Here is a 25,889-nt window from a genome sequence, read left to right as displayed (position 1 = left end):
CGGCTTCGGCGCTAACCGTCGCCCGAAACCGGCTTTCCACCTCAAGTTCCCGCAGCGGGCTTTCGATGACGAGGCGGGCGATATTGACCGGATAGGCCCCCCGCCGCTCCTGGATCGAGGCGGGCGCAGGTTTGACGATCAACTGATAGTCTTCAATCGTCTGGTTCGGCCAGTCCGCCGGGCGCAGCCGCAGATTAAACCGGGCGAGCCGCACGAAAGCGTCGTAGCGCACGCGCGTCGTATGGCGAATCTGATAGATCATGCCAGAAGATTCGTCCCCAGGGGTTTATCGGCTTTGCGGCTTTGCAGAAAGTAACGCTGACCGATGGCGTCCGACAGGGCGAGCAACCGGGTTTCCATCGTCGAAACCATGCGGATCGGCAGCGTGTCGCCCGTCATCGGCGCGAGGGTGGCCACCAGCGTTCCCGCCTGCTGCACCTGGGCTTCCGGCAGGCCATCGACGCGAAGCGAGGGCAGCGCCCGCATATGCTCGTCGATCCGAGTGATCTGATAGGTCAGCGAGCGCGGGTTTTGCGCCTCCAGCACCACCATATCGCGCACCGGCAGCAGCGATGGCCCCGCCATATAGCGCGTGCGGTAGGTGATCTGGCAGTCGCAGAGTTCCAGCAAGATGGTCAGATCGTCGCTGGAGGCTTCGTCATAGGCGAAATGGCGGGTAACGCGGCAGGTATTGATCGCCCGCTCAAGCCGCCGCCCCATATCGTGAAAACGCCAGCCGTCGGTTCGGCCCATATTCTCGGAGGCAAGGCCGGTAAGCGCCGAAATCCGGTCGATCACCACCGACGCCGCTTCCAGCAAGGTTTCCGTAATCGGGGTTTCCACCACGGGGAACGGGCGGCGGATAAGACGCCAGAAATCGACCGCCAACCGCTCGCGCAGGCCTTTGCCGATTCCGCCCGCACTATCCATCAACGAGCGCACGCTACCCGTTTGCTCGCGGTCGCCGAGCGCCGTTGCGCAGAGGGTAGACAGCGGCCAGTCGCGCTGTTCGCGCGGCACCGCGCCCCAGGCGATCAACAGATCAATGAGGCGCAGGATGGTTTGCGAGGTCAGCGCCGGGCCGCTATCAACCTCGATGGAGCCGCCGAGGATGGAGCGGACCACGCGCGCCGTGGTTTCCGCCCGTTCCAAGTAGCGCCCCAGCCAGAAAAGATTATCGGCGGCCTTGCTCGGCAGCATGCCTGCCAAGCGGCGGATCGGCGGATTAACGAGGGAACCCAGCAGGGTTTCCGGCACCACCGGGGCCGTGTCGATAATGCAGACATCCGCCGACATATCGCCGTCGCCCATCAGCGCCGCACGAATATCGCCGTGGGCGGCAAGGCGCGCGAAAGCCCCCGGCATTACCTTCCAAGCGCCTTGGGCATCGCGGGCAACGAAGACGCGCAGGGCGAAAGGATGCGGGGTAAGGTCGCCGCCGGACAATCCCGGTGTGGTGGAGAGCTTCACCACCTCCTGGCCGACGAAATCCATCGGGCGCACGGCCATTGCTGCCAAAAAGTTCGCCCGCTGCGCCGGGCTCAGCGACGAGCCGGGGCAGGAGCGCGCCCCGCCCAAGAACGGTAGCTCCTGCTCGAAGGCCGAGCCGATCACCATCGTCTCCAAATCCCCTTCGACGATATGGCGTTCCGACGGTTGGCCGCACCACCAGGTCGCGATATTCGGCAGGATCAGATCATCCCCCAGCAGCGCCTGCGACAGCGCCGGGAGGAAGGCGGCAAAGGCGCGGGATTCAATCACCCCCGCCCCCGGCCAGTTGCTCAGAACCAGCTGCCCGCGCGCGCAGGCCTCGTAGAGATCGGCAACGCCGATGGTTGACCGGCCATCAAACGCGAGCGGATCGAGAAAGCGCGTATCCATCCAGCGCCACAGCGCATCGATCCGCTTCAGCCCTTCAATCGTGCGCACGAACAACTGACCTTCGGAGACGACCAGATCGTCGCCTTCGACCAGCAGAAACCCGAGATAGCGGGCAAGATGCGCCTGTTCGGCATAGCTTTGATTATAGCGCCCCGGCGTCAGCAACCCAATGCGCGGCTCGCTGCGGTTGCAATTGGCCGACAGCCCCCGGCGCAGATCGGAAAAGAACGGCGCGAGACGGCGGGTGTTCATCCACCCCAGCAAATCCCCCGTGGCGCGGGAGAGGGCGAGGCGGTTTTCCAACGCATAGCCAACGCCGATGGGCGTGCGCACCCGGTCCGACAGGACGCGCCAGTCGCCGTTCGGCCCACGCCCCAAATCGGCGGCATAGAAATGCAAATAATGACCACCCGGCGGCGTTATGCCGACCATATTGCGCCAGAAATTCGGGCTACCCGTCACCACGGTCGCGGGCAGCTTCCCTTCGGTGACGAGCGTCTGCGCCCCGTAGAGATCCCCGATCACCTGTTCCAGCAAATCCGCCCGCTGGGCAAGGCCGCGCTCGATGGTGCTCCACTCGTCCGCCCCGATCAGCAAGGGAATCGGGCTGAGCGGCCACGCCCGCTCATCCTGCTCGCCGGTGAGACGGAAGGCGACGCCGAGGTCGGTGACTTGCCGTGCGACTTTTTCCGTCAGCGCCGCAAAATCGCCACGCCCGATATCGGACAAGCGCCCGAGCATGGCGAGCCAATGGCCCGCCATCCCCGTCGTTGCACTCGCATACATATCGCCCGGCGAGGCTTTGCGCGCATAGGCTTTGAGCCAGGAATCGAGCATCATCTGGCTTTGGGCATTGCGGCGGGGGTCACGCTGGCCGGTCACGACCTAAACCGGGGAACACGCAAATCGAGGGTCATCGGGAACTCTCCGGTGATTTCTTCAGGCGGCACCGAAACATATCCCGGCGTATGCCCATGATCCTGAAACCGCGCCTTACGGCGGGATTCGGCCTCATAAGAATTAATGGGAATATCATCATAGGCACGCCCCCCCGGATGCGCCACATGATAAATGCAGCCCCCCAGCGACCGATTGTTCCACAGGTCGAGCACATCGAAGGTGAGCGGCGCATTGACCGGCAGGACGGGATGCAGGCAAGCCGCCGGAGCCCAAGCCTTATAGCGCACCCCGCCAACCGCTTCGCCGCGCACGCCCGTGGCCGTCATAGGCACGCGGCGACCGTTGCAAGCGATCACATGCCGCCCCGGAACGAGGCCGTTTGCCTTCACCTGCAAGCGTTCGGTGGAACTATCCACATAGCGCACCGTGCCGCCGATGGCCCCGGTTTCGCCCAACACATGCCACGGTTCGAGCGCATGGGTGATTTCCAGCGTCACGCCGCCCGCATCCACACTGCCGTGGGTGGGGAAGCGGAACTGCCGCTGCGCTTCGAACCAGGCGGGATCGAAGTCATAGCCAACCCGGTGCAGGTCGGCGAGAACCTCCAGAAAATCCTGCCAAACGAAATGCGGCAAGAAGAATTGATCGTGCAGCCGCGTTCCCCAGCGCACGAAACTCCCCTGCTGCGCCTCGCGCCAGAACCACGCCGTCAGCGCCCGCAATAGCAGTTGCTGGGCAAGGCTCATCTGCGCATCGGGCGGCATTTCGAACCCGCGAAACTCGACGAGCCCCAGGCGGCCCGTGGGGCCATCGGGCGAGAAGAGCTTATCGATGCAGATTTCCGTGCGGTGGGTATTGCCGGTCACATCGACCAGCAGATTGCGGAACAATCGGTCCACCAGCCACGCGGGCGGCATCATCCCCTGCCCCGGCGCGGGCACCTGGGCGAGGGCGATTTCCAGCTCGTACAGGGCTTCGTGCCGCGCCTCATCGATACGCGGCGCCTGACTGGTCGGCCCGATGAACAGGCCGGAGAACAGATAGCTCAGCGACGGGTGCCGCTGCCAATAAAGCACGAAGCTCTTCAGCAAATCCGGGCGGCGAATAAAGGGCGAATCATTCAAGGACGGGCCGCCCAAGACCAGATGATTGCCACCGCCGGTGCCAATCGAGCGCCCATCGACCATGAATTTATCGGCAGTCAAATGGCATTCGCGCGCCATTTTATAGAGATTCTCGGTGATCTCGACCGATTCGGTCCAGCTTGCGGCGGGCTGAACATTCACTTCGATGACGCCGGGGTCGGGCGTGACTTTCAGCACGCGCAGGCGCGGATCGGGCGGCGGCGGATAGCCTTCGATGCGCACGGGAATGCGTAACGCCTCGGCCACCGCTTCCACTTCGGCAATCAGATCGAGGTAATCTTCGAGCGCGCGCACCGGCGGAATGAAGACCGAGAGGAAATGCCCGCAGGGCTCCGCCGTGATCGCGGTACGCACCACCCCATCGATAATCCGCTGCTCGACCCGCCCCTGCCCCGGCGTTTGCCCAACGGCATCATGGGTGCCGGTCCCGGTCGCTTCCGAGCGCTGGGCGCGAGCCTCAAACTCCGAGCGCTGGGCGCGGAAATCGGGCAGCGGGTCGCGCGGCTCGCTCGGGTCTTGCGGGTGGATATAGGGATAGGCACCCGCCGAAACGAAGGGCAGCGTGCCCAGCGGCAGCCGGTAGCCCAGGGCGGAATCACCCGGCACGGCAAAAATCGCCTTGCGGCGCACCCGCCATTGCTCGCTCATCCAGCCGCGCCCTGCCGCCGCATTCCAGCGCTGGATCGGCAGAACATAGCCAACGGGATTCGATAGGCCGCGCTCGAACACGCGCACCATGCGGGCGCGCTCTTCGGGATCGTCGATCTTCGGGTCGGTCGGCGTTACATTTTCCGGCAGGAGCCGTTCCTTGGCGATCCATTCCGGCTGATCTTCGAAAACCGGATGAACGTAATCGGCTTTGACGCCCAGGCCCTTGGCGATGGTACGCAGAAACTCGGACGCCATCGCCGCCGTCACCGGTTTATCGCCGTCCTGCTTTTCCTCGGCAATCAGGCTACCGTCGCGCCAAACCGGCACGCCATCGGTGCGCCAATAGAGCGAGTAGCCCCAGCGCGGCAGGCTTTCCCCAGGATACCATTTGCCTTGGCCGTGGTGGAGCAACCCGCCCGGCGCAAAGCGCGTGCGCAGCTTGCGGATCAAGCGATCCGCATAGCCCGCCTTGGTCGGCCCCACCGCGTCGCCGTTCCATTCCCCGGCTTCCGGGTTGTCGGCGGCGACAAACGTGGGCTCGCCCCCCGTGGTGAGGCGCACGTCTTGGGCGACCAAATCGCCATCGACCTTATCACCCAGGGCCAGCAGGGCTTCCCAACGCGATTCGGTGAAAGGTTTGGTGATCCGCACCGCTTCGGCGATACGCGACACACTCATCTCAAAGTGGAAATCCACCTCTGCCGGTTCGGCCATGCCCGAAATCGGCGCGGCCGATCGGTAGTGCGGCGTTGCGGCCAGCGGAATATGCCCCTCGCCCGCAAACAGGCCGGAGGTGGAATCGAGCCCAATCCAGCCCGCGCCAGGCAGATAGACTTCAGTCCAGGCGTGCAGATCGGTGAAATCCTCCTGGGTGCCCTTGGGGCCTTCCAACGGATCGACATCGGCCTTCATCTGAATGAGATAGCCGGAGACGAAGCGCGCCGCATACCCGAGCTTGCGCAGCACCTGCACCTGAAGCCAGGCGCTGTCCCGGCAGGAACCGGTTCCCAGCGTCAGCGTTTCTTCGGGCGCTTGAACGCCCGGCTCCATGCGGATGACGTAGCCGATGCGCTGCTGAAGCGTGGAGTTCAGCGCCACCAGAAAATCGATACTACGCCCGCGCCACGCCCCGAATTCCGCCACCAGCGCGTCGAATTGCGGGCCGTGCTGTTCAACTTCCCGGTAGGCGGCAAGATCACCCGTCAGCGCCGAATCATAGGTGAAGGGAACCTGTTCGGCATAGGGTTCGACGAAGAAATCGAAGGGGTTGATAATGGCCAGATCGGCCAGCAGATCGACTTCGATGGAAAAATGATCGATCGGATCCGGGAACACGATTCGCGCCAGCCAATTGCCGTGCGGGTCTTGCTGCCAATTGATGAAATGCTCCGCCGGGGAAATCTTCAGCGCATAGTTCGGCACTTTCGTGCGGCTATGCGGGGCCGGTCTTAGCCGGATCACCTGCGGTCCCAGCCGGATCGGGCGGTTGTAACGATATGCGGTGAGATGATGTAGGGCGGCTTTGAGCATGGGAATATCAAACGCTAGCCCCTGGTGCGCCGCAATATCTATATGCGCCCAGACTCAGAATTTTACGGATTCATAATTTTACGCGGAACCCTGGGTTTACCCGCTGAGCCCCCAAAAGCGGGCGATATGATCCGTCGCCGAAATTCCGGCCTCCAGAACCGCAAAGCCTGGCTGACTGCCGTCCTTCCCCGTCCCGTCGATGGGGAAACCATGGCCCATGCCCGCGAGCGTCCAAAGCTCCACCTGCGGACGGGACACCTCCCCCCAGGTTCGATGATGAACCCCCGGCGCAAGCCCTTGCGTCTCGACCGCTGAACCCTCGGCCAGCCCGTGCACCGCGCCCCATTGGGCCGCGAGCTGCTGTGCATTGCCGGGATCGACGATCCGGTCGTCACCGCCCTGCCAGATCGAGACGCGCGGCCAGATGTTCTTCGAATGGGCGGGCGCGCTGCGCCGGACCGCCTCGGCCAAGGCCTCGCGCCCCTTATAAGGATCGGACTGGCGCATCCGTAAAACCGCCATCGGCAGATTCTGCGCGACCCCGACCGGCATCCCGGCGACAATCGCCCCGGCGCTAAAGACCGAAGGATAGGCCGCGAGCAGCGCTGCCGTCATCGCGCCGCCCGCCGATAGGCCCGCAATGAAAACCCGACTACGGTCCGAGCCGAAGCGTTTTGCCGCCGCATTCACCATTTGCAGGATAGACAGCGCCTCGCCCCGCCCGCGCCGAACGTCGGCGGGCTGAAACCAGTTGAAGCAGCGGCCCCGACTATTGCCACTCTGCTGCTCGGGCAGCAGGATCGCAGCACCAATGCGGTCCGCAAGGCCGATCCAGCCCGCTTGCGCGGCAAAATCCGCCGCGTCCTGACCGCAGCCATGCAGGAGCACGATCAACGGCGCGTTGAGCGGCGGGCGCGGAGCTGGCGTATAGACATACATGCGCAACTCACCGGGATTAGACCCGAACCCCGTGATCTCCGAAACCCGCCCCGGAACCACGCGCTTCACCCCCGCCGCTGCCGGGTCGCGCGCGTCCTCCGCCGGTTGGATCGGATCAATCAGGTGCCGGGCGGTGCGCAGCATCAGGCGCAGAAAGGAGCTTTTGGACATGAAAGCCGGATAACCTTTCTGATTATCGCCAAACGTTAGTCTAAAGCTTTTTCCCGGTAAGGGGAAACGGCGATCCGCCGCAGGTAGGGATCATTCCCAATTAGAATGAACTCGTGAAGAAGCGCCGTTTGAAATCATGGGTTCAATGGGTCTAGGCTGCTTGTTAGCGTTACCCTCGGCCGAGGGTTGTCCCGTTCCATGAAAGAGCCCCGAATGTCCGTCATCGACACGCCCGTGATCGCTTCGCTCGCCCCGCAAGTCAAAGCCCTGCTGACCGACCTCGGCGTCGATCCGGCCCGCTATACCGGCGGCAGCCTTCCGGCGCGCAGCCCCGTGACGGGCGAAATCGTGGCGAACGTGCGCACCATCGGCGCGCCGGAAGCGAAAGCGGCGATTGATGCGGCCCATCAGGCTTTCCTCGCCTGGCGGCTGGTTCCGGCCCCCAAGCGCGGCGATTTGGTTCGGCTGCTCGGCGAGGAACTGCGCACCCATAAGGTAGCGCTCGGTAAGCTCGTGTCCATTGAAGCCGGAAAGATCATCTCCGAAGGGCTCGGCGAAGTTCAGGAAATGATCGATATTTGCGATTTCGCCGTTGGCCTGTCGCGCCAGCTTTACGGTTTGACGATTGCCACCGAACGCCCCGAACATCGGATGGCCGAAACTTGGCATCCGCTGGGCGTGACCGGCATCATCTCCGCCTTCAACTTCCCCGTCGCGGTTTGGTCGTGGAATGCGGCGCTGGCGTTGGTGTGCGGTAATAGCATCGTCTGGAAGCCGTCCGAGAAAACCCCGCTGACCGCCCTGGCTGTCGAAGCGCTGTTCGACCGTGCCCTCGCCCGCTTCGAAAAGGAAGGCGGCGTTGCCCCCAAGGGCCTGTCCGCCGTTCTGTTCGGCGCGCGCGATATTGGCGAGGTGCTGGTCGATCATCCGCGCGTGCCGCTGGTTTCGGCCACCGGCTCCACCGCCATGGGCCGCGCCGTTGCCCCCAAGCTCGCCGCGCGCTTTGCCCGCGCGATGCTGGAACTTGGCGGGAATAACGCCGCGATCATCACCCCCAGCGCCGATTTGGACCTGACCTTACGCGGTGTCGCTTTTGCCGCCATGGGCACCGCCGGGCAGCGCTGCACCACCCTGCGCCGCCTGTTCGTGCATGAAAGCCATTACGCGACCTTCGTGCCGCGCCTGAAGAAGGCCTATGCCTCGGTCACGGTCGGCAGCCCGCTGGTCGATGGCAATCTCGTCGGCCCGCTGATCGATGAAATGGCGTTTTCGGCCATGCAACGCGCCCTTGACGCCGCGCGCGCCCTGGGGGCAACGGTGAGCGGCGGCGAGCGGGTTGTGATCGACGGCGCGCCGGATGCCTTCTACGTCCGCCCGGCACTGGTGGAAATCGCCAGCCAGACTGGCCCGGTGATTGACGAGACCTTCGCGCCGATCCTCTACGTCATGCCCTATTCGGACTTCGATACGGTGCTGGAGCTGCATAATGCCGTGCCGCAGGGCCTCTCCTCCTCCATTTTCACCAATGATCTGCGCGAAGCCGAAGCGTTTTTGTCGGCGCGCGGGTCGGACTGCGGCATTGCCAATGTGAACATCGGCCCGTCCGGCGCGGAAATCGGCGGGGCCTTCGGCGGCGAAAAGGAAACCGGCGGCGGGCGCGAATCGGGTTCGGATTCGTGGAAGGCCTATATGCGCCGCGCGACCAATACCATCAATTATGGCCGCACGCTGCCGCTCGCCCAAGGCGTGAAATTCGACGTGGCGTAAGAAGGTTTCGGGAGGCGCTTCCCGCGCCTCCCGATCAAATCAATCCCGCCCAAGCCACGCTGATAATCGCCCGGTCCCTGCGCAAATGGCATTATGATCCGCGCTTGGCTTAAATAAGGAAGAAGCGATGCAGCAGCGTTCCCTTGGGCCCTTCACCGTCTCCGCCATCGGCCTCGGCTGTATGAACGTCAGCCACGCCTATGGTGTGCCGCCGGCGCGGGAGGCTGCGGAAGCGCTGCTGCGGCAGGCGTTCGACGAGGGGGTGAGCCATTTCGACACGGCGGCGCTCTATGGCTTCGGTAAGAACGAGGAAGTGGTTGGCGCGGCCCTGAAGCCGGTGCGCGATAAGATCATTCTCGCCAGCAAATGCGGCATGACCGGCGTTGACGGTAAGCGCGTCATCGATGGGCGGCCGGAGACCCTGAAAGCCACCTGCGAGGCCTCGCTCAAGCGGCTGCAAACCGAGGTGATCGACCTGTACACCCTACACCGCTGGGATAAGCAGGTGCCTATCGAAGAGAGCGTTGGCGCGTTGGCCGATTTGGTGCGGGCCGGGAAAATCCGTGCCATCGGCCTCTCGGAAGTCTCCTCCGACACCCTGCGCCGCGCCCATGCCGTGCATCCGATTGCCGCCGTGCAAAGCGAATATTCGCTGTGGACGCGCGACCCGGAACCCCGGTTGTTGGCGACGTGCGCGGAATTAGGCACGGCTTTCGTCGCCTTTTCCCCCGTCGGGCGTGGCATTCTGGCGGGTGGAATTGCGCCGCAGCCGCAGTTCGCGCCGGGGGATATTCGCCTGACCATGCCGCGTTTTGCCGAACCGCATCTCGCGGCCAATCTCGCCCAGGCCGAACAATTTGCGGCGTTGGCGCGCGACTGGGGCTATTCCCCCGCGCAAGCCGCCCTCGCGTGGCTGCTGGCGAAAGGCCCGCATATTCTGCCGATTCCCGGCACGGCCAATCCCGCCCATCTGACGGAAAACACTAGCGCCGCCGCGATTGTTTTAACCCCGGCGCAGGTCGCGGCCCTGGACGCGCTCTATGCGCCGACAACCGTGCAGGGGCCGCGCTATGCCCCGGCGGTGATGGCGGAAATCGACCCGGATTAGCCCTAGTCAGCCCGAACGAACCGCACCACCGCTTCAATAACATTGGCCCGTCGGCGCGTGCGGGCTTCTGGCGCGCCCATATCGTGGCCAAAAACCTGTTCGATGGTGGCGCGGTTCGAGACATTGTAAAAGCTAAGCGCGCTCATGGTCAGGTGAATATCGAGCAGATTGATGCCGGGCCGGAACACCCCCTCCGCCACTCCGCGCATGTAAACCCCACCGATCATTTCGAGCGCCGAGAGGTTGATTTCGCCGATCTTGGTGAGAACCTTCAAGTGCCGGGCATGGTGGATATTCTCGATCATCACCAGCCGCACGAAATCGCTATTATCGGCATGATAATCGAAGGTGAAGCCCGCCAGCGTGGCCAGGGCTTCGCGCGGGGGAAGGGCGGCAAGATCGAGCGTGCGCTCTAGGGCGCGGATACGGCTATAGGCCTCCTCCAGCACCGCCAGATACAGGCCCTCCTTGTCCTTGAAATAATAGTAGATCATCCGTTTGGCCGTGGAGGTTTTGGCGGCGATTTCATCGACGCGCGCCCCGCTCAGGCCCTTTTCGACGAACTCCGTCCGGGCGGCGTCTAAAATCTCGCGCTTCACACCTTCCGGGTCTTGCGTCCAGGACTGGGGGCGCTTCAGGCGCGGGGCAACAGCAGCGGTCGGCATTATCTTCCTCCTTATGGCGAGACCATAGCATCGGCGTTGCGCACGTAAATGAACTATCTAGATAATTTTGCGATTGACGAAATGGACAAACTGGTCCAATTTTGGAGCGTAGGATGCAGCGGCTACAGGTCCGCATAAAAGTCCCGCCCCCTTGGGACTGCCAAAAATCAAGAACAATAACCCTGCTCAGCAGGGACCGGAGGAAACGCGATGCGCATTTGGGTGGAGCGGTATTTCGCCGCTCTAAAGATCATCATCGGCCTCTTGATGGCGGGGATGGTGATTCTGGTGTTCGGCAATGTGGTGATGCGCTACGCGCTGAACTCCGGCATTACGGTGTCGGAGGAATTATCGCGCTGGTTCTTCGTCTGGATGGTGTTCCTCGGCGCGCTGATTGGGCTGAAGGAACGGGCGCACCTGGGCCTTGATACGGTCATTAAAGCGCTGCCGCTGGCTGGGCGACGGGTGGCCTTTATTGCCAGTCATCTGCTGATGATTCTGTGCTGTGGCTTGCTGGTTCAGGGAAGCTGGGCGCAGACGCTGATTAACCTGCACGTTCCGTCTTCGGCGTCCGGTCTGCCGGTCGCGCTGTTCTACGGCATCGGCCTTGTCTTCGGCATCTCGGCGCTCCCCATCCTTGGCTACGATCTGCTGCGCGCGTTAAGCGGCCGCATGACGGCGGACGAGTATATCGGTGTCCGCGAGTCGGAAGAGCATTGAGGAGCGCCCGCAATGACGATCCTCATTTTCACCGCCTCGCTGCTGGGGGCGATGGCCCTCGGCATGCCCATCGCCTTCGCTCTGCTGGTCTGCGGCGTGGCCCTGATGCTGCACATTGGCCTGTTCGACAGCCAGATTATCGCCCAGAACCTTATAAACGGGGCCGATAGTTTCCCCCTGCTCGCCGTACCCTTCTTTATGCTGGCGGGCGAGATCATGAATGCCGGAGGCCTTGCCCGCCGCATCGTGACCGTGGCGATGACGCTGGTCGGCCATGTGCGCGGCGGCCTTGGCTATGTTGCGATCCTCGCGTCCTGCCTGCTCGCCTCGCTCTCGGGGTCGGCGGTCGCCGATGCGGCGGCGCTGGCGGCGTTGATCGTGCCAATGATGGTGAAGGCCGGGCATAGCCGCGCCCATTCGGCGGGGCTGGTGGCGGCGGGCGGTATCATTGCGCCGGTCATCCCGCCCTCTATCGGCTTCGTTATCTTCGGGGTCGCGGGCGGGGTTTCGATCTCGAAGCTCTTCCTGGCTGGCATCGTGCCGGGTCTGATGCTGGGCATGGGGCTTGCCGTTGCCTGGTGGTATGTGTCGCGTAACGATGGATCGGAGCGACAGGCGCGCGCCTCGCTGGCCGAGATCGGCAAAGCCTTGGTCGATGGCTTCTGGGCGCTGATGCTGCCGATCATCATCATCGTCGGGCTGCGCTTCGGCATCTTCACGCCGACCGAGGCCGCCGTGGTGGTGGCGGTCTACGCGCTGATCGTTGCGACGTTCGTTTATAAGGAACTGACGCTCAAAGACCTGCCGCGCCTATTTACCTCGGCGGCGATTACGACGGCGATCGTCATGTTCCTCGTGGCGGCGGCGCTTGTCACATCCTGGCTGATTACGGTCGCCGAGATCACGCACGAAATCGTCGATCTGGTCCAACCGTTGATTGAGCATAAAACGCTGCTGATGATCGCCATTATGGTGATCGTCGTGATCGTCGGCACCGCGCTCGACATGACGCCGACTATTCTGATCCTAACGCCGGTTCTGATGCCGGTCATCAAGGCCGCCGGGATTGACCCTGTTTATTTCGGGGTTCTGTTCATCATCAACAATTCCATCGGCCTCATTACCCCGCCGGTCGGCACGGTGCTGAACGTTGTCTGCGGCGTGTCGAAAATCAGCATGGAGGAGATCATCAAGGGGGTGACGCCCTTCATGATCGCCCAGCTTACCGTGCTGTTTCTGCTCATCCTGTTCCCGATCCTGGTTACGGGACCGGCCCGCTGGTTTGCCAGCTAATTCCTAAAAAAACATCTGGAGGAAACGATGAAAGCCCTAAAAATCACGCTTCTCGCCACCGCCGCGCTGCTGGTCAGCCAGAGCGCCCTGGCGCAGATTTCCGAGCGCACCCTGCGCTTTGCCTATCAGAATGTGGCCGATCATCCCCAGGGCAAGGGCGTTGCCAAATTTGCCGACCTTGCGAAGGAAAAGTCGGGCGGAAAGTTCAATGTGCGCGGTTTTCCCGGCGGGCAACTCGGCGGCGATTTGCAAACCGTCTCGGCCCTACAGGGCGGCACTATCGATATGACCGTGTTGAACGCAGGTCTGCTCGTCGGCCTCGACAAGCGCTTCGCGGTGCTGGATTTCCCCTTTCTTTTCGCCGAACCCAAGGAAGCGGATGCCATCGTCGATGGCCCGGTCGGGGCCAAACTTAATGCCGCTTTGCCCGATAAGGGCCTCATCGGCCTTGGTTATTGGGAGCTTGGGTTCCGCAATGTTACCAATTCGAAGCGCCCGATTACCAAGATTGAGGACTTCAAAGGCCTGAAGCTGCGCGTGCTGCAATCGCCGCTGTTCATCGACCTGTTCAGCACCTTGGGGGCCAATGCAGTGCCCCTCCCCTTCCCGGAACTCTATGCGGCGCTGGAACAGAAGGTTGTCGATGGTCAGGAAAACCCGGTCACGACGATCCTCGGGGCTAAATTCAACGAAGTGCAGAAATACGTCTCCGAAACCCGGCACATCTATAATGCCCAGTCGGTGCTGATTTCGAAGAAAACCTGGGACGGACTGTCGGCCGATGAAAAGAAGATCATCGCCGATTCGATTAAGGAAGCGACCGATTACCAGCGCAAAACCTCCCGCGAGGCGATGGATACGGCGCTCGCCAGCCTGAAGGCCGCCGGGATGGTCCATAACCTGCTCGATGCCGCCGAACTTAACCGCATCCGCGCGGCGGTAAAGCCGGTGCTGGATAAATTCGGCCAGGAAGCCGGGGCGGATTTCGTCGCCGAAGTAAACGCCGAACTCGCCAAACTCCGTTAACCCTTGCGCGTGCGCGGGCGGCTGCGGTCGCCCGCCACAGGGGAGCCTTACCGTGACGCCCTGCGTTTTCATCCTGAACGGGCCGAACCTCAATCTGCTCGGCAAACGCCAGCCCCATATCTACGGCACTGAAACCTTGGCCGATGTGGAGGCTGCCTGCCACGAAACGGCGGCGGGGCTTGGCCTTTCCGTGCGGTTTCATCAATCGAACCGGGAATATGAACTCATCGACTGGGTCCACGACGCGCGGGAGGCCGCTGGCGGAATCATTATCAACCCCGCCGCTTTCACCCATACCTCCGTCGCACTGCTTGACGCGCTAAACGCCTTCGATGGGCCGGTGATTGAGGTGCATATTTCCAACATCCATAAGCGCGAGAGCTTCCGGCACCATTCCTATGTGTCGTTGCGGGCGGATGGGATCATCGCGGGCCTCGGAACCCAGGGCTATCCGCTGGCGGTGCAGCGGGTGGCGCGGCTGATTGCCGAGGCGGCGCGATGATCGACGGCCATACCCGCCTCATCGCCCACATCGGCTTTCCAACCCATAGTTTCAAAGCGCCGCTGATCTATAATCCCTATTTTGAGGCGGTCGGGATCAATGCCGTGGTCGTGCCGATGGGGGTGCCGCGCACCGATTTCGCGCAAGCCTTCCCCGTCATTGCCCGCTTCAGCAATTTTCACGGCGCGCTGATTACGATGCCCCATAAGGTTGCCATCGTGCCGATGCTCGACCGGGTTTCGACGGCGGTGAGCGTCGCAGGGGCCTGCAATGCCGTGCGGCGCGCGGCCGATGGGGCGTTGGTCGGCGATATGTTCGACGGCGAGGGCTTTGCGCGCGGGGTACTGCGCAAGGGGCGGCGGATTGCCGGCGCGTCGGCGCTGATCGTTGGCGCGGGCGGGGTCGGGTCGGCCATCGCCGCCGCGCTCGCCGCCCACGGCCTCGCCCATCTGCGACTGCACGATACTGATCGCGTTGCCGCGACCGGGCTGGCGGCGCGGCTCGTCGCCCATTATCCCGCCCTATCGGTGGAAGTCGGTACACCCGACCCCACCGGAATGGCCCTTGCCGTCAACGCCACGCCCTCGGGCATGAGTGACGGCGACCCGCTGCCGATGGCGGTAGACCGGCTCGCGGCTGAAACACTCGTTGGCGAAGTCGTCATGCGGGCCGAGATAACCCCCTTCCTGCGCGCCGCGCTGGACCGGGGCTGTACGGTGCAGGTTGGGACCGACATGCTGTTCGAGCAGATCCCCGCCTATTTGGAATTCTTCGGCTTTCCCACCACGAATGCCGACCATTTGCGCCAGTTGGCGCGTTTTACTCCCTGACAGGAACCGCGGCCATGCAAACGTCCATCGCCACCGTCTGCGTCTCGGGCACGCTTGCGGAAAAACTGGAGGCCATTGCCGCCGCCGGCTTCCGCCACGTCGAGATTTTTGAGAACGACCTGCTGGCCTTCCCCGGCTCACCGCGCGACGTGCGGCGGCTGTGCGACGATCTGGGCCTTGCTATTGTTACCTGTCAGCCGTTCCGCGATTTCGAAGGCATGCCCGCCGCCCGCCGCGCCCGCACCTTTGACCGGGCCGAGCGCAAGTTCGATCTGTTGCAAGAATTAGGCTCAGACCTGCTGTTCATCTGCTCCAGCGTATCGCCGGAAGCGGAAACCGGGCTCGACCGGCTGGCGGCGGATTTCGCCGAGCTTGGGGAACGGGCGGCAAAACGCGGCCTGCGCGTCGGGTACGAGGCGCTCGCCTGGGGCCGCTTCATTCACGATTACCGCGACGCCTGGGAAATCGTCCGCCGCGCCGGGCACCCGAATGTGGGCCTCATTCTCGATAGCTTCCATGTGCTGTCGCGCGGGCTAGAAGTGAATTCCATCCGCAAAATTCCGGTAGATCGTATCTTCATGGTCCAGGTGGCCGATGCGCCGAAGCTGGAGATGGACTATCTCGCTTGGAGCCGCCATTGGCGCTGCCTGCCCGGCCAGGGCGATCTAGACCTCACCGGGTTCATGGATGCGCTGGCCGGGACCGGCTATGCCGGGGTGCTGAGCCTTGAGATTTTCAACGACCGCTTCCGCGCCGGGTCGGCCCGCTCGGTCGCGGTCGATGGCCACCGCTCCTTGCTCTGGCTGCTCGATGAAACCGCCCGCGCCCGCAGCATCGTGCCGACCGACCGCCCCTTATTGCCGCCCGCAGCCGAGGTTTCCGGGGTGGAATTCATCGAATTCGCCGTGGATGAAACCCGCCGTCCAGCCCTTGAAACCCTGCTGCGCGCCTTGGGCTTCGCCTGCACCGGGCGGCACCGTTCGAAGGATGTGGCGCTGTGGCGACAGGGCAATATCCGCTTCATCGTCAATAGCGATGTCGATGGCTTTGCCCATTCCTATTATGTCACCCATGGTGTCTCGGTCTGTGCCTTGGCGCTCAAAGTCCCCGACGCCGCCGCCATTCTGGCGCGGGCAACGGCGCTGCTGGACGTACCGCACCGGGGGGCGATTGGTCCGGGGGAAATGGATATTCCCGCCATTCGCGGCCTCGGCGGCAGCCTGATTTATTTCGTCGATGAAACCTCGGCCCTGTCCCGCTGGGCGGAGGTGGATTTCGTTGCGACCGACGAAGCCACCCCCGGCAGCGGCTTGATCGGCGTCGATCATATTGCCCAGACCATGCAGTATGAGGAAATGCTGACCTGGCTTTTGTTTTACCTGTCGCTGTTCGATGCCCAGAAAACCCCGGCGCAGGCGGTGATGGACCCCGGCGGCGTCGTGCAGAGCCAGGTGATCGAAAGCGGCCTTCAGCCCGGTGCGGACGGGTTACGGCTGGTGCTGAACGGCTCCCAAAGCGCCCAAACGCTCACGGCGCGCTTCGTTCAGGAAGTCTTCGGTTCGGGCGTGCAGCATATTGCGCTCAGCACCGCCGACCTGCGGGCAACCTTAGCGCAGTTGCGCGCGGCGGGGGTGCCGATGCTGGCGATCCCGGAGAATTATTACGACGATCTTGAGGCCCGCACCGCCCTTTCCGCCGACGAGATCGATGCGTTAAAGACGCTCGATATTCTCTATGATGCCGATGCCCACGGCAGTTTCCTGCACGCCTATACCCAAATTCTCGACGGCGGCTTCTTTTTCGAGTTCGTCGAGCGCCGGGGCTATCAGGGCTATGGTGCGCCGAACGCGATCATCCGGCTGGCGGCGCAAACCCGGCAGCGCACGGGCGTTGCCGGATGAGCAAGAGGGGGCGGCCTGGTGCCGCCCCGGATCAGAAGGGGAGGCCGACATAGTTTTCCGCAAGCGCGGTTGAGGCCGCCTGCGACTGGCTAAGATAGGCTAGTTCGGCCTCCTGCATGCGCTGATCGAAGTCCCCCATGGTCGGAAACCGGTGCAAAACGCTGGTCATCCACCAAGAAAAACGTTCGGCCTTCCAGATACGGGCGAGCGCCTTTTGCGAATAAGCCTCCAGCCCTGCCGCCGAGGCGTCGCCATAATGCTCCCGCAGGCCTTCGAAAAGATAATGAACGTCGCTTGCGGCAAGGTTCAGCCCTTTCGCCCCGGTCGGCGGCACAATATGGGCGGCGTCCCCAACGAGAAACAACCGCCCGAAGCGCATCGGCTCCGTCACAAAGGACCGCAGCGGCGCGACGGATTTTTCGAACGACGGGGCGGTGCGTAAGGCTTCGGCGTGATGGGCGGGCAGGCGGCGGCGCAACTCATCCCAGAACCGATCATCGCTCCACGCTTCCACCGTCTCATCCAGCGCGCATTGAATATAGTAGCGGCTGCGCGTCATCGACCGCATCGAGCAGAGCGCAAACCCCCGTGGATGATGGGCATAGATCAATTCAGGGCTAACCGGCGCGACCTCGGCCATAATCCCGAGCCAGCCGAAGGGATAGATTTTCTCAAAGGTGTTGAGGGCCGTTTCCGGGACCGATTTGCGGCTAACGCCGTGGTAGCCGTCGCACCCCGCGATGAAATCGCAGTCGATCCGGTGGGTCTGCCCGTCTTTTTGAAAGGTCACGAAGGGCGCGTCGCGGTCGAAATCATGCAGCGTTACCGCCTCCGCGTCATAGATCGACACCGCCCCGCCCCGCTCCCGGCCCGCCATGAGATCGCGCGTTACCTCCGTCTGCCCATAAACGGTTACATGCTTGCCCCCCGTTAGCCGGTCCAGGTCGATGCGGTGATCCTGCCCGCTAAAGGCCAAGGAAAACCCATCGTGGCGAAGCCCCTCGGCGTGCAGCCGCGCCCCCGCCCCCGCTTGGTCGAGCAGCCTTACCGACCCCTCCTCCAACACCCCGGCGCGGATCCGGCCCAGGATATACTCCGGGCTCACCCGGTCGAGCAGGATCGTGTCGATCCCGGCAGTCGCCAGAAGCTGCCCCAGCAAAAGCCCCGACGGCCCCGATCCGATGATAACGACCTGCGTGCGCATTTTTCCCCTCCCCGATTATCTGGATTATGCGGGCAAGGATGCGGCCGACCGGCAGCGACAACAATGGACAATTCCGCCAAAAAATTGCACTAATCGACCATAACCGCTTGAGATTAACGCCAATGCTCCCAACCCCAACCTATCGGCTCTACGGCGAGAAAACCGCTGAAACCCCTGGGTTTTGGGTGCACTGCGAAACCATTCGCGTGCGCAGCAGCCGTTACCGCTGGGAAATCCGCCCCCACAAGCATGATGATTTCTTTCAAATTTTATACCTGGAGACCGGGCCGTGTACGGCGCTCCTAGGGGCGCTTGAAACCACCGTTACCCCGCCCGCGCTGCTGACCGTTCCCCCGCGCGTGCGCCACGGATTCCGCTTTGCCGAAGAAACCCAGGGCCTCGTTATCACCCTGCTCACATCGCACCTGAGCGCCGCGCCGGACCGGCTGAGCGAGAGCTTATCGGCTCCCCAATCGCTCCCTCTGCCGCCAAATTCGCCCGATGCCGCCTATCTGGTCGAAACGCTCCGGCGGCTCAGCGCGGAATTTGCCGAACGCCGCCCCAACCGCGACGCGCTGATGGCCGCCTATACCGCCCTGCTGCTCCAGTTAACCGCCCGCCTCTGCCATGAACGCGCCGCCCCCTCCGACCGGGGCGAGGACCGGCTGGACCAGCTAACCGGCTTGATTCATCGCCATTTCCGCGACCATCGACCGGTTTCCTTTTACGCCGCCGAACTTGGCCTATCGCTGACCCATCTCAACCGCGTCATCAAAGCCGCCACGGGCTTGGCCCCTTCCGACCTTATCGCCGCAAAGCTGCTCGATGAAGCCAAGCGCGATCTTATTTTCTCGCGCGCGCCGATCCAGGAGATCAGCTACCGCCTTGGGTTCAGCGACCCTGCCTATTTCTCGCGCTTTTTCGTCAAACAGACCGGCCAGCCGCCGCTGATGTGGCGACGGGACCAGCAGGCCCGCATGGAGGGTAGCGCAAAGCCCCACGGAACAGCCGAGGCGTTTTAACGGCGGCGCATTCCAAAAGGAGTGCCGCCTAACCTTGCGCGTTCAAGTTGAAACCCGCGCGGCACGATGCTTCCATGGTTTGCTGTGCCGGGAGTCTTTGATAGGAAATCGCCCCCCTTACCGATAAACCAGTCTCAACCATCACACCCAACGGGGAGGCGCAATGCTCACCGGCGATATTCGGAACCAGGTCGATCAAATTTGGAACGCCTTTTGGTCGGGGGGCGTGTCGAACCCCTTATCGGTTATCGAACAGATCACCTATTTGCTGTTCATCAAGCGTCTCGACGATCTGCATACGCTGGAAGAGAATAAAGCCGTTAATCTCGGCATCCCGATGGACCGCCGCGTTTTCCCCGACGGCAAAGACGATCAAGGGCGCGACTGGTCCGATCTACGCTGGTCCCGGTTCAAGAATTTTGAAGCCCGCGCCATGATGGATGTGGTGGCGGAGCGGGTTTTCCCCTTTCTGCGCCAGTTGGGGGAGGAAGGCTCCAGCTATGGCGCCCATATGCGCGATGCGCGGCTGGGCTTTTCAAACGCCGCCCTGCTCGCCCGCGCGGTCGATCTGCTCGATAAAATCCCCATGGACGACCGCGACACCAAGGGCGATCTTTATGAATATATGCTGGGGAAGATTGCCAGCGCTGGGCAAAATGGCCAGTTCCGCACCCCGCGCCACATCATCAAGCTGATGGTGGAAATGACGCAGCCCACCGCGCAGGATGTGATTTGCGATCCGGCGGCGGGCACCTGCGGCTTTCTGGTCGCGGCGGGCGAGTATCTGCGCCAGCATCACCCGGCCCTGTTTCGCGACGAAAAACTGCGCCAGCATTTTCATACCGGCCTGTTCCACGGGTTCGATTTCGACCCGACCATGCTGCGCATCGCCTCGATGAATATGGTGCTGCACGGGGTGGAAAACCCCGATATCAGCTACCGCGACAGCTTGGCCCAGGAGCATGATGCCGACGCCGGGCGCTATTCCCTCATTCTCGCCAATCCGCCCTTTGCAGGCTCGCTCGATTACGAGCAGACGGCAAAAGACCTGCAGCAGATCGTTAAAACCAAAAAAACGGAACTGCTGTTTCTCGCGCTTTTTCTGCGGTTGCTGAAAACCGGCGGGCGCGCGGCGGTGATTGTGCCCGATGGCGTGCTGTTCGGCTCCTCCACCGCCCATAAAACCTTACGCGAACTGTTGGTGGAAAAGCATAAGCTGGAAGCGGTGCTAAAACTGCCCTCCGGCGTATTCCGCCCCTATGCGGGCGTTTCCACCGCCATTCTGTTTTTTACGAAAACCGGTGTGGGCGGCACCGATCACGTTTGGTTTTACGACCTGCACGCCGATGGCTTTAGCCTGGACGATAAGCGCGCCGACCTGCTGCCGCCTGAAAAACAAGGCCCAACCCCGCACGCCCCCCTGGACGACGGCGAGCACGCCAAGAATAATCTGCCCGATGCCCTCGCCCGCTGGTTCGCGCGCGACGGGGCCGAACGCGCCAACCCGCGCACGGCGCAAAGCTTCTGCGTGCCCAAAGCCGACATCGCCGCAACCGGCACCTACGATCTGTCGCTCAACCGCTATAAGCAGGTGGAGCACGAAGCGATAACCCACGAAAGCCCCGCCGCGATTATGGCGGAGTTGCGGGCGCTGGAAGCCGAGATCAGCCAAGGGCTGAGCAAGTTGGAGGCGATGCTGGGATGAGTGCGTTTCCCCACGTCCGGATAGGCGATATCTGTAAGCTGATCAACGGAAAGGCTTTTAAACCAGAAGATTGGAGCACTTCAGGCGTTCCTATCATTCGCATACAAAATCTTAACGATACCGCAAAGCCATTCAATTATTGGGATGGCCCACTTGATAGGCAAGTTAGGATTAAGCCCAATGACGTGCTCTTTGCATGGTCTGGTACTCCAGGTACGTCTTTTGGTGCGCATATCTGGCATGGACCTGCAGGTATTTTAAACCAACACATCTTCCTTGTTGAACTGAACAGTCGCATCATTACCAAAGACTGGTGGGTTCACACTGTAAACAATCAAATTAGCGAGCTTATTGGCCTAGCGCACGGTGGGGTCGGGCTAAAGCATGTCACTCGGCGAATGATTGACGATATGCTAATCCCCCTCCCACCGCTGGCGGAGCAGAAGCGGATTGCGGCGATTCTGGATCAGGCCGATGACCTGCGCCGCAAACGCCAGCGCGCCCTCGACCGCCTGGGCCAACTCGGCCAAGCGATTTTTATGGAGATGTTTGGTGAAAACGAGCCGACTTATATACCGCTATCTGAATACTTCGAAGAAATTAGGATGGGACCTTTTGGATCACTATTGCATAAATTTGACTACATAGAAGGTGGTATTCCACTAATAAATCCGACACACATATCGGCAGGAGAAATTTTACCCGACCTAAATTTCTCTATAACCCAAAGTAAGGCAAAAGAACTTGAAATATATCGGTTGCGTTCAGGAGATTTAATCATAGGTCGGCGGGGCGAAATGGGGCGATGCGCGGTTGTTAAAGATGAGCATGATGGTTTTCTTTGCGGGACCGGGTCTATGATACTCAGAGCCGCACGAGGTAAGATAGACCCTTTTTTCCTCTCTGAATTGATAAGATCTAGAAAGGTTGTTGAGAGGATTGAGGCAGTTGCTTCAGGGGTCACCATGATGAATCTGAATTCAAAGTCGTTTGACCGTGTGATGGTCCCGAAAATCTCACTTGACCAACAGAAAGAGTACTTTCGCCGCGTTGAGTATTTGGCAATCCTGAGGCCATCGATGGAAATAGGCTTATCAAATTTGGTTTCACTCTTCGCCTCCCTCCAACACCGCGCCTTCCGTGGGGAGCTATAAGCATGACCCAATTCGCCTTCCTCCAAACCGAATTCCCCGAGGTCTTCGCGCTGGCGCGGAAGGCGGAGCTTGCGGCGGTCAACGATGCGCGGGCCGCGTGTTTTTATGCGCGCCTCGCGCTGGAGGGGGCGGTGAAATGGCTCTATGCCCATGATCGCAACCTGCGCGAACCCTATGAAAAAACGCTCTCGGCGCAAATCCATGATGCAGGCTTTCGCACCCTGGTCGGCCCGGCGCTCGTTACTAAAGCGCGCCTGATTAAAGATTATGGCAATGCCGCCGCCCATGAAACGCGCGCCGTTCCGCCGCCCCATGCCCTAAGCGCGGTGCGGGAACTGTTCCACGTGAGCTATTGGCTGGTGCGCACTTACGCGCGCGGGGCAAAGCCCGACGCGGGCCTAAGCTTCAACCCCGACGCCCTGCCCCGCGCCGTGCTGATCGAGACCGCGACCCTCGCAAAACTGCAAGCCCTGGAAAAAGAGCATAAGAGCGCCGCCAAAGCCTTGGCGGACGCGGAGGCGGCGCGGATTAAAAGCGATGCGGACGCCCAAGCGCGCGATGCCGAAATCGCCCGGCTCCAGGCCGAAATCGCCGCGATCAAACAGGCGAATGCCGCCACCCCCGACACCCACGACTATAATGAAGAAGAAACCCGCGACGCCTTTATCGATCTGCTGCTGCGCGAAGTCGGCTGGCCGCTCGACCAGCCCCGCGACCGGGAATATCGCGTAACCGGCATGCCCAACGCCACCGGCGAGGGGTTTGTCGATTATGTTCTCTGGGGCGACGACGGCAAGCCGCTCGCCCTCGTCGAGGCCAAACGCACCCGCCGCGACGCCCGCGCGGGGCAGCAGCAAGCCAAACTCTATGCCGATTGCCTGGAAAAGCAGTTTGGCGTGCGCCCGCTCATCTTCTACACCAATGGCTACGAGCATTGGTTATGGGATGACGAAACCTACCCGCCCCGCGCCGTGCAAGGCTTTTTGAAAAAGGACGAGTTGGAACGGTGGCGGCAGCGCAAGAACGCCCGCCGCTTTCTCTCGACCACCAGCATCGATACCGAAATTGCCGGGCGCTACTATCAAACCCACGCCATCCGGCGCGTGGGCGAGGTGTTCGAAACGGATCAACAGCGCAAAGCCCTGCTGGTCATGGCCACCGGCAGCGGCAAAACCCGCACGGTCATCGCGCTGATTGACCAGTTGATGCGCGCCAATTGGTGCAAGCGCGTGCTGTTCCTGGCCGACCGGGTTGCGCTGGTCAACCAAGCCCATAATGCCTTCAAAAAGCATTTACCCTCGGCCCCCAGCGCGAACCTGATCCAAGACCATGATCCGCAGCGCAATAATCACCACGCCGCCCGCGTGGGCCTGTCGACCTACCCCACGATGATGAACCTCATCGACGCGCTGGAAAACGGTCAGCGCCGGTTCGGGCCGGGGCATTTTGACCTTATTATCATCGACGAAGCCCACCGCTCGATTTACCGAAAATATCGGGCGATTTTTGAGTATTTCGATAGTCTGCTGGTCGGCCTGACCGCCACCCCGCGCACGGAAATCGACCGCGATACCTATTCCCTCTTCGAGTTGGAGCGCGGCGTTCCCACCGATTCCTACGATCTCGATAAGGCCGTGGCCGATGGGTTCCTGGTGCCGCCCCGCGCCCTCTCGGTCCCCCTGCGCTTCGTGCGCGAGGGCATCAAATACAATGACCTGCCCGACGCGGAAAAAGCCCGCTGGGACGCGCTGGAATGGGAAGGCAAGCTACCGCCGGGGGATGTGGAGGCCGGAGCCATCAATAAATGGCTCTTCAATACCGATACGGTCGATAAGGTGCTGGAACACCTTATGACCTATGGGGTGAAAGTGGCCAATGGCGACCGCTTAGGCAAAACCATCATCTTCGCCAAAAACCACGAGCATGCGATATTCATCGGGGCGCGGTTTGACGCTAACTACCCGCACCTTAAAGGCCAGTTTGCCCGCGTCGTCGATTATCAGACGGACTATAACCAAGCGCTGATCGATGATTTCTCGACCCCCGAGCGCGCGCCGCACATCGCCATTTCGGTCGATATGCTCGATACTGGCATTGATGTGCCCGAGGTGGTTAACCTCGTCTTTTTCAAGATTGTGCGGTCCAAGACTAAATTCTGGCAGATGATCGGGCGCGGCACCCGCTTACGCCCCGACCTCTTCGGCCCCAGCGACCCTAAAACCGAGTTTTTTATTTTCGACTTCTGCCAAAACTTCGAGTTTTTCAATCAAAACCCCGAGGTAAAAGAGGGCGCGCTGGGCCGGTCGCTCAGCGAACGGCTGTTTGCTGCCCGCGTCGACATCACCCGCGCCCTTCAAGCTTTGCCGCCGGACGCGCGACGCGATGGGCTGCTCCAGCTCGACACAGACACCCGCAGCCGATTGCGCGCCGAAGTCGCGGCCATGAGCCTCGATAATTTTCTAGTGCGGGCCAAGCGGCGGGTGGTGGAAGCTTTCCAACGCCCGGAAGCCTGGGATAGCCTCTCGGCCGAGGATTGCGACACGCTGATCACCGAGATCGCCGGGCTTCCGACCGCGTTTGTGGATGACGATAGCGCCGCCAAGCAGTTCGACCTGATCCTCCTCAACGGCCAGCTTGCCCTTCTCAAGGGCGAGGCAAGCTTCGCGCGCTGCAAAGAAAAAGTGATGGCGATTGCCGCCCAGCTCGAAACCCTCGGCAATGTGCCCATGGTGGCCGCCGCCATGGGCTTGATTCTCGAGGTCCAGACCGATGAATTCTGGCAGGATATCGACGCATGGTCGCTTGAGCAGATGCGCCGCCGCCTTCGGGACCTGATTAAGCTGATCGAGGGCGACGCGCAGGTGCTGGTCTACACCGATTTCACCGACGAAATCGGCGAGAGTGCGCCGATTACCCTCGCCAACGGGGCCGTTGGCACCGATCGCGCGCGCTTTCAAAGTAAGCGCTGTCCCGCCCCCACCTATCCCGCTTGCGCGTTCCATGCGAGGGACGCAGCCTCTGAGTTTGATGGGAGGTTGGTATGGGAGTCCCTTTGGAGGTCCGAACTGAGTCAGCTTTGCAGGGGGAGGTTTTAAGACGTGGGTCGGGTCATCGGCGTTGGCCGGATGAGGTGAAGGGTCGGATCGTTGCGGAGACGCTGGTTCCGGGGGTTTTGGTTCGAGAGGTGGCGGCGCGGTATGGGTTGAAGCCGAACCATATTTCGGAATGGCGGGCTCGGGCGCGGCGGGGTTTGCTGGCGGTACCGGAGTTGAGCGGGGCTGCTTTTGTACCGGTGGTGATGACCCCGCCGCCGGATACTCCGGAACCCCCTGCAAGCGGTGCATCGATTGAGATTGTCGTGGGCGACGTCACGGTTCGGGTCGAGAGCACGGCATCGGTGGAACGGGTTGCCGCGCTGGTCGCGGCCCTAAGGCGGCGTGCATGATCTTCCCGTCGAACCGGGTACGGATTTTGATCGCGGCGAAGCCGGTTGATTTTCGCAAGGGGCTGGATGGGCTGACGGCGCTGGTAAAGAGCGAACTGCAGCGCGATCCCTATACCGGGACAGTCTTCATATTCCGGTCGCGCCGCGCTGACCGGTTGAAGCTGCTCTATTGGGACGGCAGTGGTTTGGTGCTCACCTATAAGCGGTTGGAGGCACAGCGCTTCGTTTGGCCCAAGCTGGACACCCGCAAAAACCCTCGCCCGTTCAGTTTTGCTGTGATTCACTGATGGGGTCCCTCGCTCGGAGCCTACCGATGGAACCTCAATCGCT

Annotated in this window: 20 protein-coding genes; 14 read left to right on the top strand and 6 right to left on the bottom strand. The window is 61.9% G+C overall.

Going from position 1 to position 25,889, the window contains the following annotated elements; all coding sequences use genetic code 11:
- From ACIQ36_RS06985 to ACIQ36_RS06970, 4 genes are all read right to left on the bottom strand, one after another.
- Positions 1-262, bottom strand: a 262-nt coding sequence (locus tag ACIQ36_RS06985; RefSeq protein ID WP_395827383.1) for a transglutaminase N-terminal domain-containing protein, incomplete at its 3' end; no start/stop codon positions are given.
- Complete coding sequence (locus tag ACIQ36_RS06980) at positions 259-2,763, bottom strand: circularly permuted type 2 ATP-grasp protein (RefSeq protein ID WP_395827380.1); 2,505 nt, start codon at positions 2,761-2,763, stop codon at positions 259-261. The genes ACIQ36_RS06980 and ACIQ36_RS06985, both read right to left, overlap by 4 nt.
- The gene (locus ACIQ36_RS06975) at positions 2,760-6,107 is read right to left on the bottom strand and encodes a DUF2126 domain-containing protein (protein WP_395827377.1); all 3,348 of its coding nucleotides are present in this window, start codon (positions 6,105-6,107) and stop codon (positions 2,760-2,762) included. The genes ACIQ36_RS06980 and ACIQ36_RS06975 overlap by 4 nt, the downstream gene beginning before the upstream one ends.
- Positions 6,108-6,203: 96 nt before the next feature.
- Positions 6,204-7,217, bottom strand: coding sequence for an alpha/beta hydrolase family esterase (locus ACIQ36_RS06970; RefSeq protein ID WP_395827374.1), 1,014 nt, complete (start codon positions 7,215-7,217; stop codon positions 6,204-6,206).
- Between the two features lie 213 nt (positions 7,218-7,430).
- Between ACIQ36_RS06970 and ACIQ36_RS06965 the strand changes: the two genes are divergently transcribed.
- A complete protein-coding gene (locus ACIQ36_RS06965; RefSeq protein ID WP_395827371.1) occupies positions 7,431-8,984 on the top strand; it encodes an aldehyde dehydrogenase family protein in 1,554 nt (517 codons plus the stop codon).
- A gap of 127 nt (positions 8,985-9,111) precedes the next feature.
- Positions 9,112-10,092, top strand: a complete 981-nt coding sequence (locus ACIQ36_RS06960) for an aldo/keto reductase (RefSeq protein WP_395827368.1) — start codon at positions 9,112-9,114, stop codon at positions 10,090-10,092.
- A 2-nt stretch (positions 10,093-10,094) separates the two neighbouring features.
- Here ACIQ36_RS06960 and ACIQ36_RS06955 read toward each other — a convergent pair whose 3' ends face one another.
- The gene (locus ACIQ36_RS06955) at positions 10,095-10,757 is read right to left on the bottom strand and encodes a TetR/AcrR family transcriptional regulator (RefSeq protein WP_395827366.1); all 663 of its coding nucleotides are present in this window, start codon (positions 10,755-10,757) and stop codon (positions 10,095-10,097) included.
- Between the two features lie 210 nt (positions 10,758-10,967).
- Between ACIQ36_RS06955 and ACIQ36_RS06950 the strand changes: the two genes are divergently transcribed.
- From ACIQ36_RS06950 to ACIQ36_RS06925, 6 genes are read left to right on the top strand one after another with little or no spacing between them, the layout of a single operon-like run.
- Positions 10,968-11,477, top strand: a complete 510-nt coding sequence (locus ACIQ36_RS06950) for a TRAP transporter small permease (protein ID WP_395827363.1) — start codon at positions 10,968-10,970, stop codon at positions 11,475-11,477.
- A gap of 12 nt (positions 11,478-11,489) precedes the next feature.
- Complete coding sequence (locus tag ACIQ36_RS06945; RefSeq protein ID WP_395827360.1) at positions 11,490-12,770, top strand: TRAP transporter large permease subunit; 1,281 nt, start codon at positions 11,490-11,492, stop codon at positions 12,768-12,770.
- Between the two features lie 27 nt (positions 12,771-12,797).
- Positions 12,798-13,796, top strand: a complete 999-nt coding sequence (locus ACIQ36_RS06940; protein ID WP_395827357.1) for a TRAP transporter substrate-binding protein — start codon at positions 12,798-12,800, stop codon at positions 13,794-13,796.
- A 52-nt stretch (positions 13,797-13,848) separates the two neighbouring features.
- The gene (gene aroQ / locus ACIQ36_RS06935) at positions 13,849-14,298 is read left to right on the top strand and encodes a type II 3-dehydroquinate dehydratase (protein WP_395827354.1); all 450 of its coding nucleotides are present in this window, start codon (positions 13,849-13,851) and stop codon (positions 14,296-14,298) included.
- Positions 14,295-15,128, top strand: a complete 834-nt coding sequence (locus ACIQ36_RS06930) for a shikimate dehydrogenase family protein (RefSeq protein WP_395827352.1) — start codon at positions 14,295-14,297, stop codon at positions 15,126-15,128. Before aroQ ends, ACIQ36_RS06930 begins: the two co-directional genes overlap by 4 nt.
- A gap of 14 nt (positions 15,129-15,142) precedes the next feature.
- On the top strand, positions 15,143-17,029 hold the full coding sequence (locus ACIQ36_RS06925) for a bifunctional sugar phosphate isomerase/epimerase/4-hydroxyphenylpyruvate dioxygenase family protein (protein WP_395827349.1): 1,887 nt from the start codon (positions 15,143-15,145) through the stop codon (positions 17,027-17,029).
- A gap of 31 nt (positions 17,030-17,060) precedes the next feature.
- On the opposite strand, the gene pobA is transcribed toward ACIQ36_RS06925, so the two are convergent.
- The gene (gene pobA / locus ACIQ36_RS06920; protein ID WP_395827347.1) at positions 17,061-18,233 is read right to left on the bottom strand and encodes a 4-hydroxybenzoate 3-monooxygenase; all 1,173 of its coding nucleotides are present in this window, start codon (positions 18,231-18,233) and stop codon (positions 17,061-17,063) included.
- A gap of 122 nt (positions 18,234-18,355) precedes the next feature.
- On the opposite strand from pobA, the gene ACIQ36_RS06915 reads away from it, so the two are divergent.
- From ACIQ36_RS06915 to tnpB, 6 genes are all read left to right on the top strand, one after another.
- A complete protein-coding gene (locus ACIQ36_RS06915) occupies positions 18,356-19,255 on the top strand; it encodes a helix-turn-helix domain-containing protein (RefSeq protein ID WP_395827344.1) in 900 nt (299 codons plus the stop codon).
- Between the two features lie 163 nt (positions 19,256-19,418).
- Positions 19,419-20,960 (top strand): N-6 DNA methylase, encoded by a 1,542-nt coding sequence (locus ACIQ36_RS06910; protein ID WP_395827341.1) that lies wholly within the window; start codon positions 19,419-19,421, stop codon positions 20,958-20,960.
- Positions 20,957-22,114 carry a restriction endonuclease subunit S gene (locus ACIQ36_RS06905; RefSeq protein ID WP_395827338.1) on the top strand — a complete coding sequence of 386 codons (1,158 nt, stop codon included), beginning with the start codon at positions 20,957-20,959 and terminating at the stop codon, positions 22,112-22,114. Before ACIQ36_RS06910 ends, ACIQ36_RS06905 begins: the two co-directional genes overlap by 4 nt.
- A 2-nt stretch (positions 22,115-22,116) precedes the next feature.
- A complete protein-coding gene (locus tag ACIQ36_RS06900) occupies positions 22,117-25,209 on the top strand; it encodes a DEAD/DEAH box helicase family protein (protein ID WP_395827335.1) in 3,093 nt (1,030 codons plus the stop codon).
- A complete protein-coding gene (gene tnpA / locus ACIQ36_RS06895) occupies positions 25,155-25,559 on the top strand; it encodes an IS66-like element accessory protein TnpA (protein ID WP_395827332.1) in 405 nt (134 codons plus the stop codon). The genes ACIQ36_RS06900 and tnpA overlap by 55 nt, the downstream gene beginning before the upstream one ends.
- The gene (gene tnpB / locus ACIQ36_RS06890) at positions 25,556-25,846 is read left to right on the top strand and encodes an IS66 family insertion sequence element accessory protein TnpB (protein WP_395827330.1); all 291 of its coding nucleotides are present in this window, start codon (positions 25,556-25,558) and stop codon (positions 25,844-25,846) included. The genes tnpA and tnpB overlap by 4 nt, the downstream gene beginning before the upstream one ends.
- The last annotated feature ends 43 nt before the right edge of the window (positions 25,847-25,889 follow it).

This window comes from Elstera sp. (assembly GCF_044372965.1).
In the GTDB taxonomy this organism is placed as follows: Bacteria; Pseudomonadota; Alphaproteobacteria; order Elsterales; family Elsteraceae; genus Elstera.
The sequence above is the reverse complement of the archived record's forward strand: the minus strand, read 5'-3'. Positions and strand labels throughout refer to the sequence as shown.

Coding starts and splice junctions, on each gene's coding strand:
- ACIQ36_RS06975 (WP_395827377.1), bottom strand. CDS start 6,107: ATGCTCAAAGCCGCCCTACATCATCTCACCGCATATCGTTACAACCGC.
- ACIQ36_RS06970 (WP_395827374.1), bottom strand. CDS start 7,217: ATGTCCAAAAGCTCCTTTCTGCGCCTGATGCTGCGCACCGCCCGGCAC.
- ACIQ36_RS06965 (WP_395827371.1), top strand. CDS start 7,431: ATGTCCGTCATCGACACGCCCGTGATCGCTTCGCTCGCCCCGCAAGTC.
- ACIQ36_RS06960 (WP_395827368.1), top strand. CDS start 9,112: ATGCAGCAGCGTTCCCTTGGGCCCTTCACCGTCTCCGCCATCGGCCTC.
- ACIQ36_RS06955 (WP_395827366.1), bottom strand. CDS start 10,757: ATGCCGACCGCTGCTGTTGCCCCGCGCCTGAAGCGCCCCCAGTCCTGG.
- ACIQ36_RS06950 (WP_395827363.1), top strand. CDS start 10,968: ATGCGCATTTGGGTGGAGCGGTATTTCGCCGCTCTAAAGATCATCATC.
- ACIQ36_RS06945 (WP_395827360.1), top strand. CDS start 11,490: ATGACGATCCTCATTTTCACCGCCTCGCTGCTGGGGGCGATGGCCCTC.
- ACIQ36_RS06940 (WP_395827357.1), top strand. CDS start 12,798: ATGAAAGCCCTAAAAATCACGCTTCTCGCCACCGCCGCGCTGCTGGTC.
- ACIQ36_RS06930 (WP_395827352.1), top strand. CDS start 14,295: ATGATCGACGGCCATACCCGCCTCATCGCCCACATCGGCTTTCCAACC.
- ACIQ36_RS06925 (WP_395827349.1), top strand. CDS start 15,143: ATGCAAACGTCCATCGCCACCGTCTGCGTCTCGGGCACGCTTGCGGAA.
- pobA (WP_395827347.1), bottom strand. CDS start 18,233: ATGCGCACGCAGGTCGTTATCATCGGATCGGGGCCGTCGGGGCTTTTG.
- ACIQ36_RS06915 (WP_395827344.1), top strand. CDS start 18,356: ATGCTCCCAACCCCAACCTATCGGCTCTACGGCGAGAAAACCGCTGAA.
- ACIQ36_RS06910 (WP_395827341.1), top strand. CDS start 19,419: ATGCTCACCGGCGATATTCGGAACCAGGTCGATCAAATTTGGAACGCC.
- ACIQ36_RS06905 (WP_395827338.1), top strand. CDS start 20,957: ATGAGTGCGTTTCCCCACGTCCGGATAGGCGATATCTGTAAGCTGATC.
- ACIQ36_RS06900 (WP_395827335.1), top strand. CDS start 22,117: ATGACCCAATTCGCCTTCCTCCAAACCGAATTCCCCGAGGTCTTCGCG.
- tnpA (WP_395827332.1), top strand. CDS start 25,155: ATGGGAGTCCCTTTGGAGGTCCGAACTGAGTCAGCTTTGCAGGGGGAG.
- tnpB (WP_395827330.1), top strand. CDS start 25,556: ATGATCTTCCCGTCGAACCGGGTACGGATTTTGATCGCGGCGAAGCCG.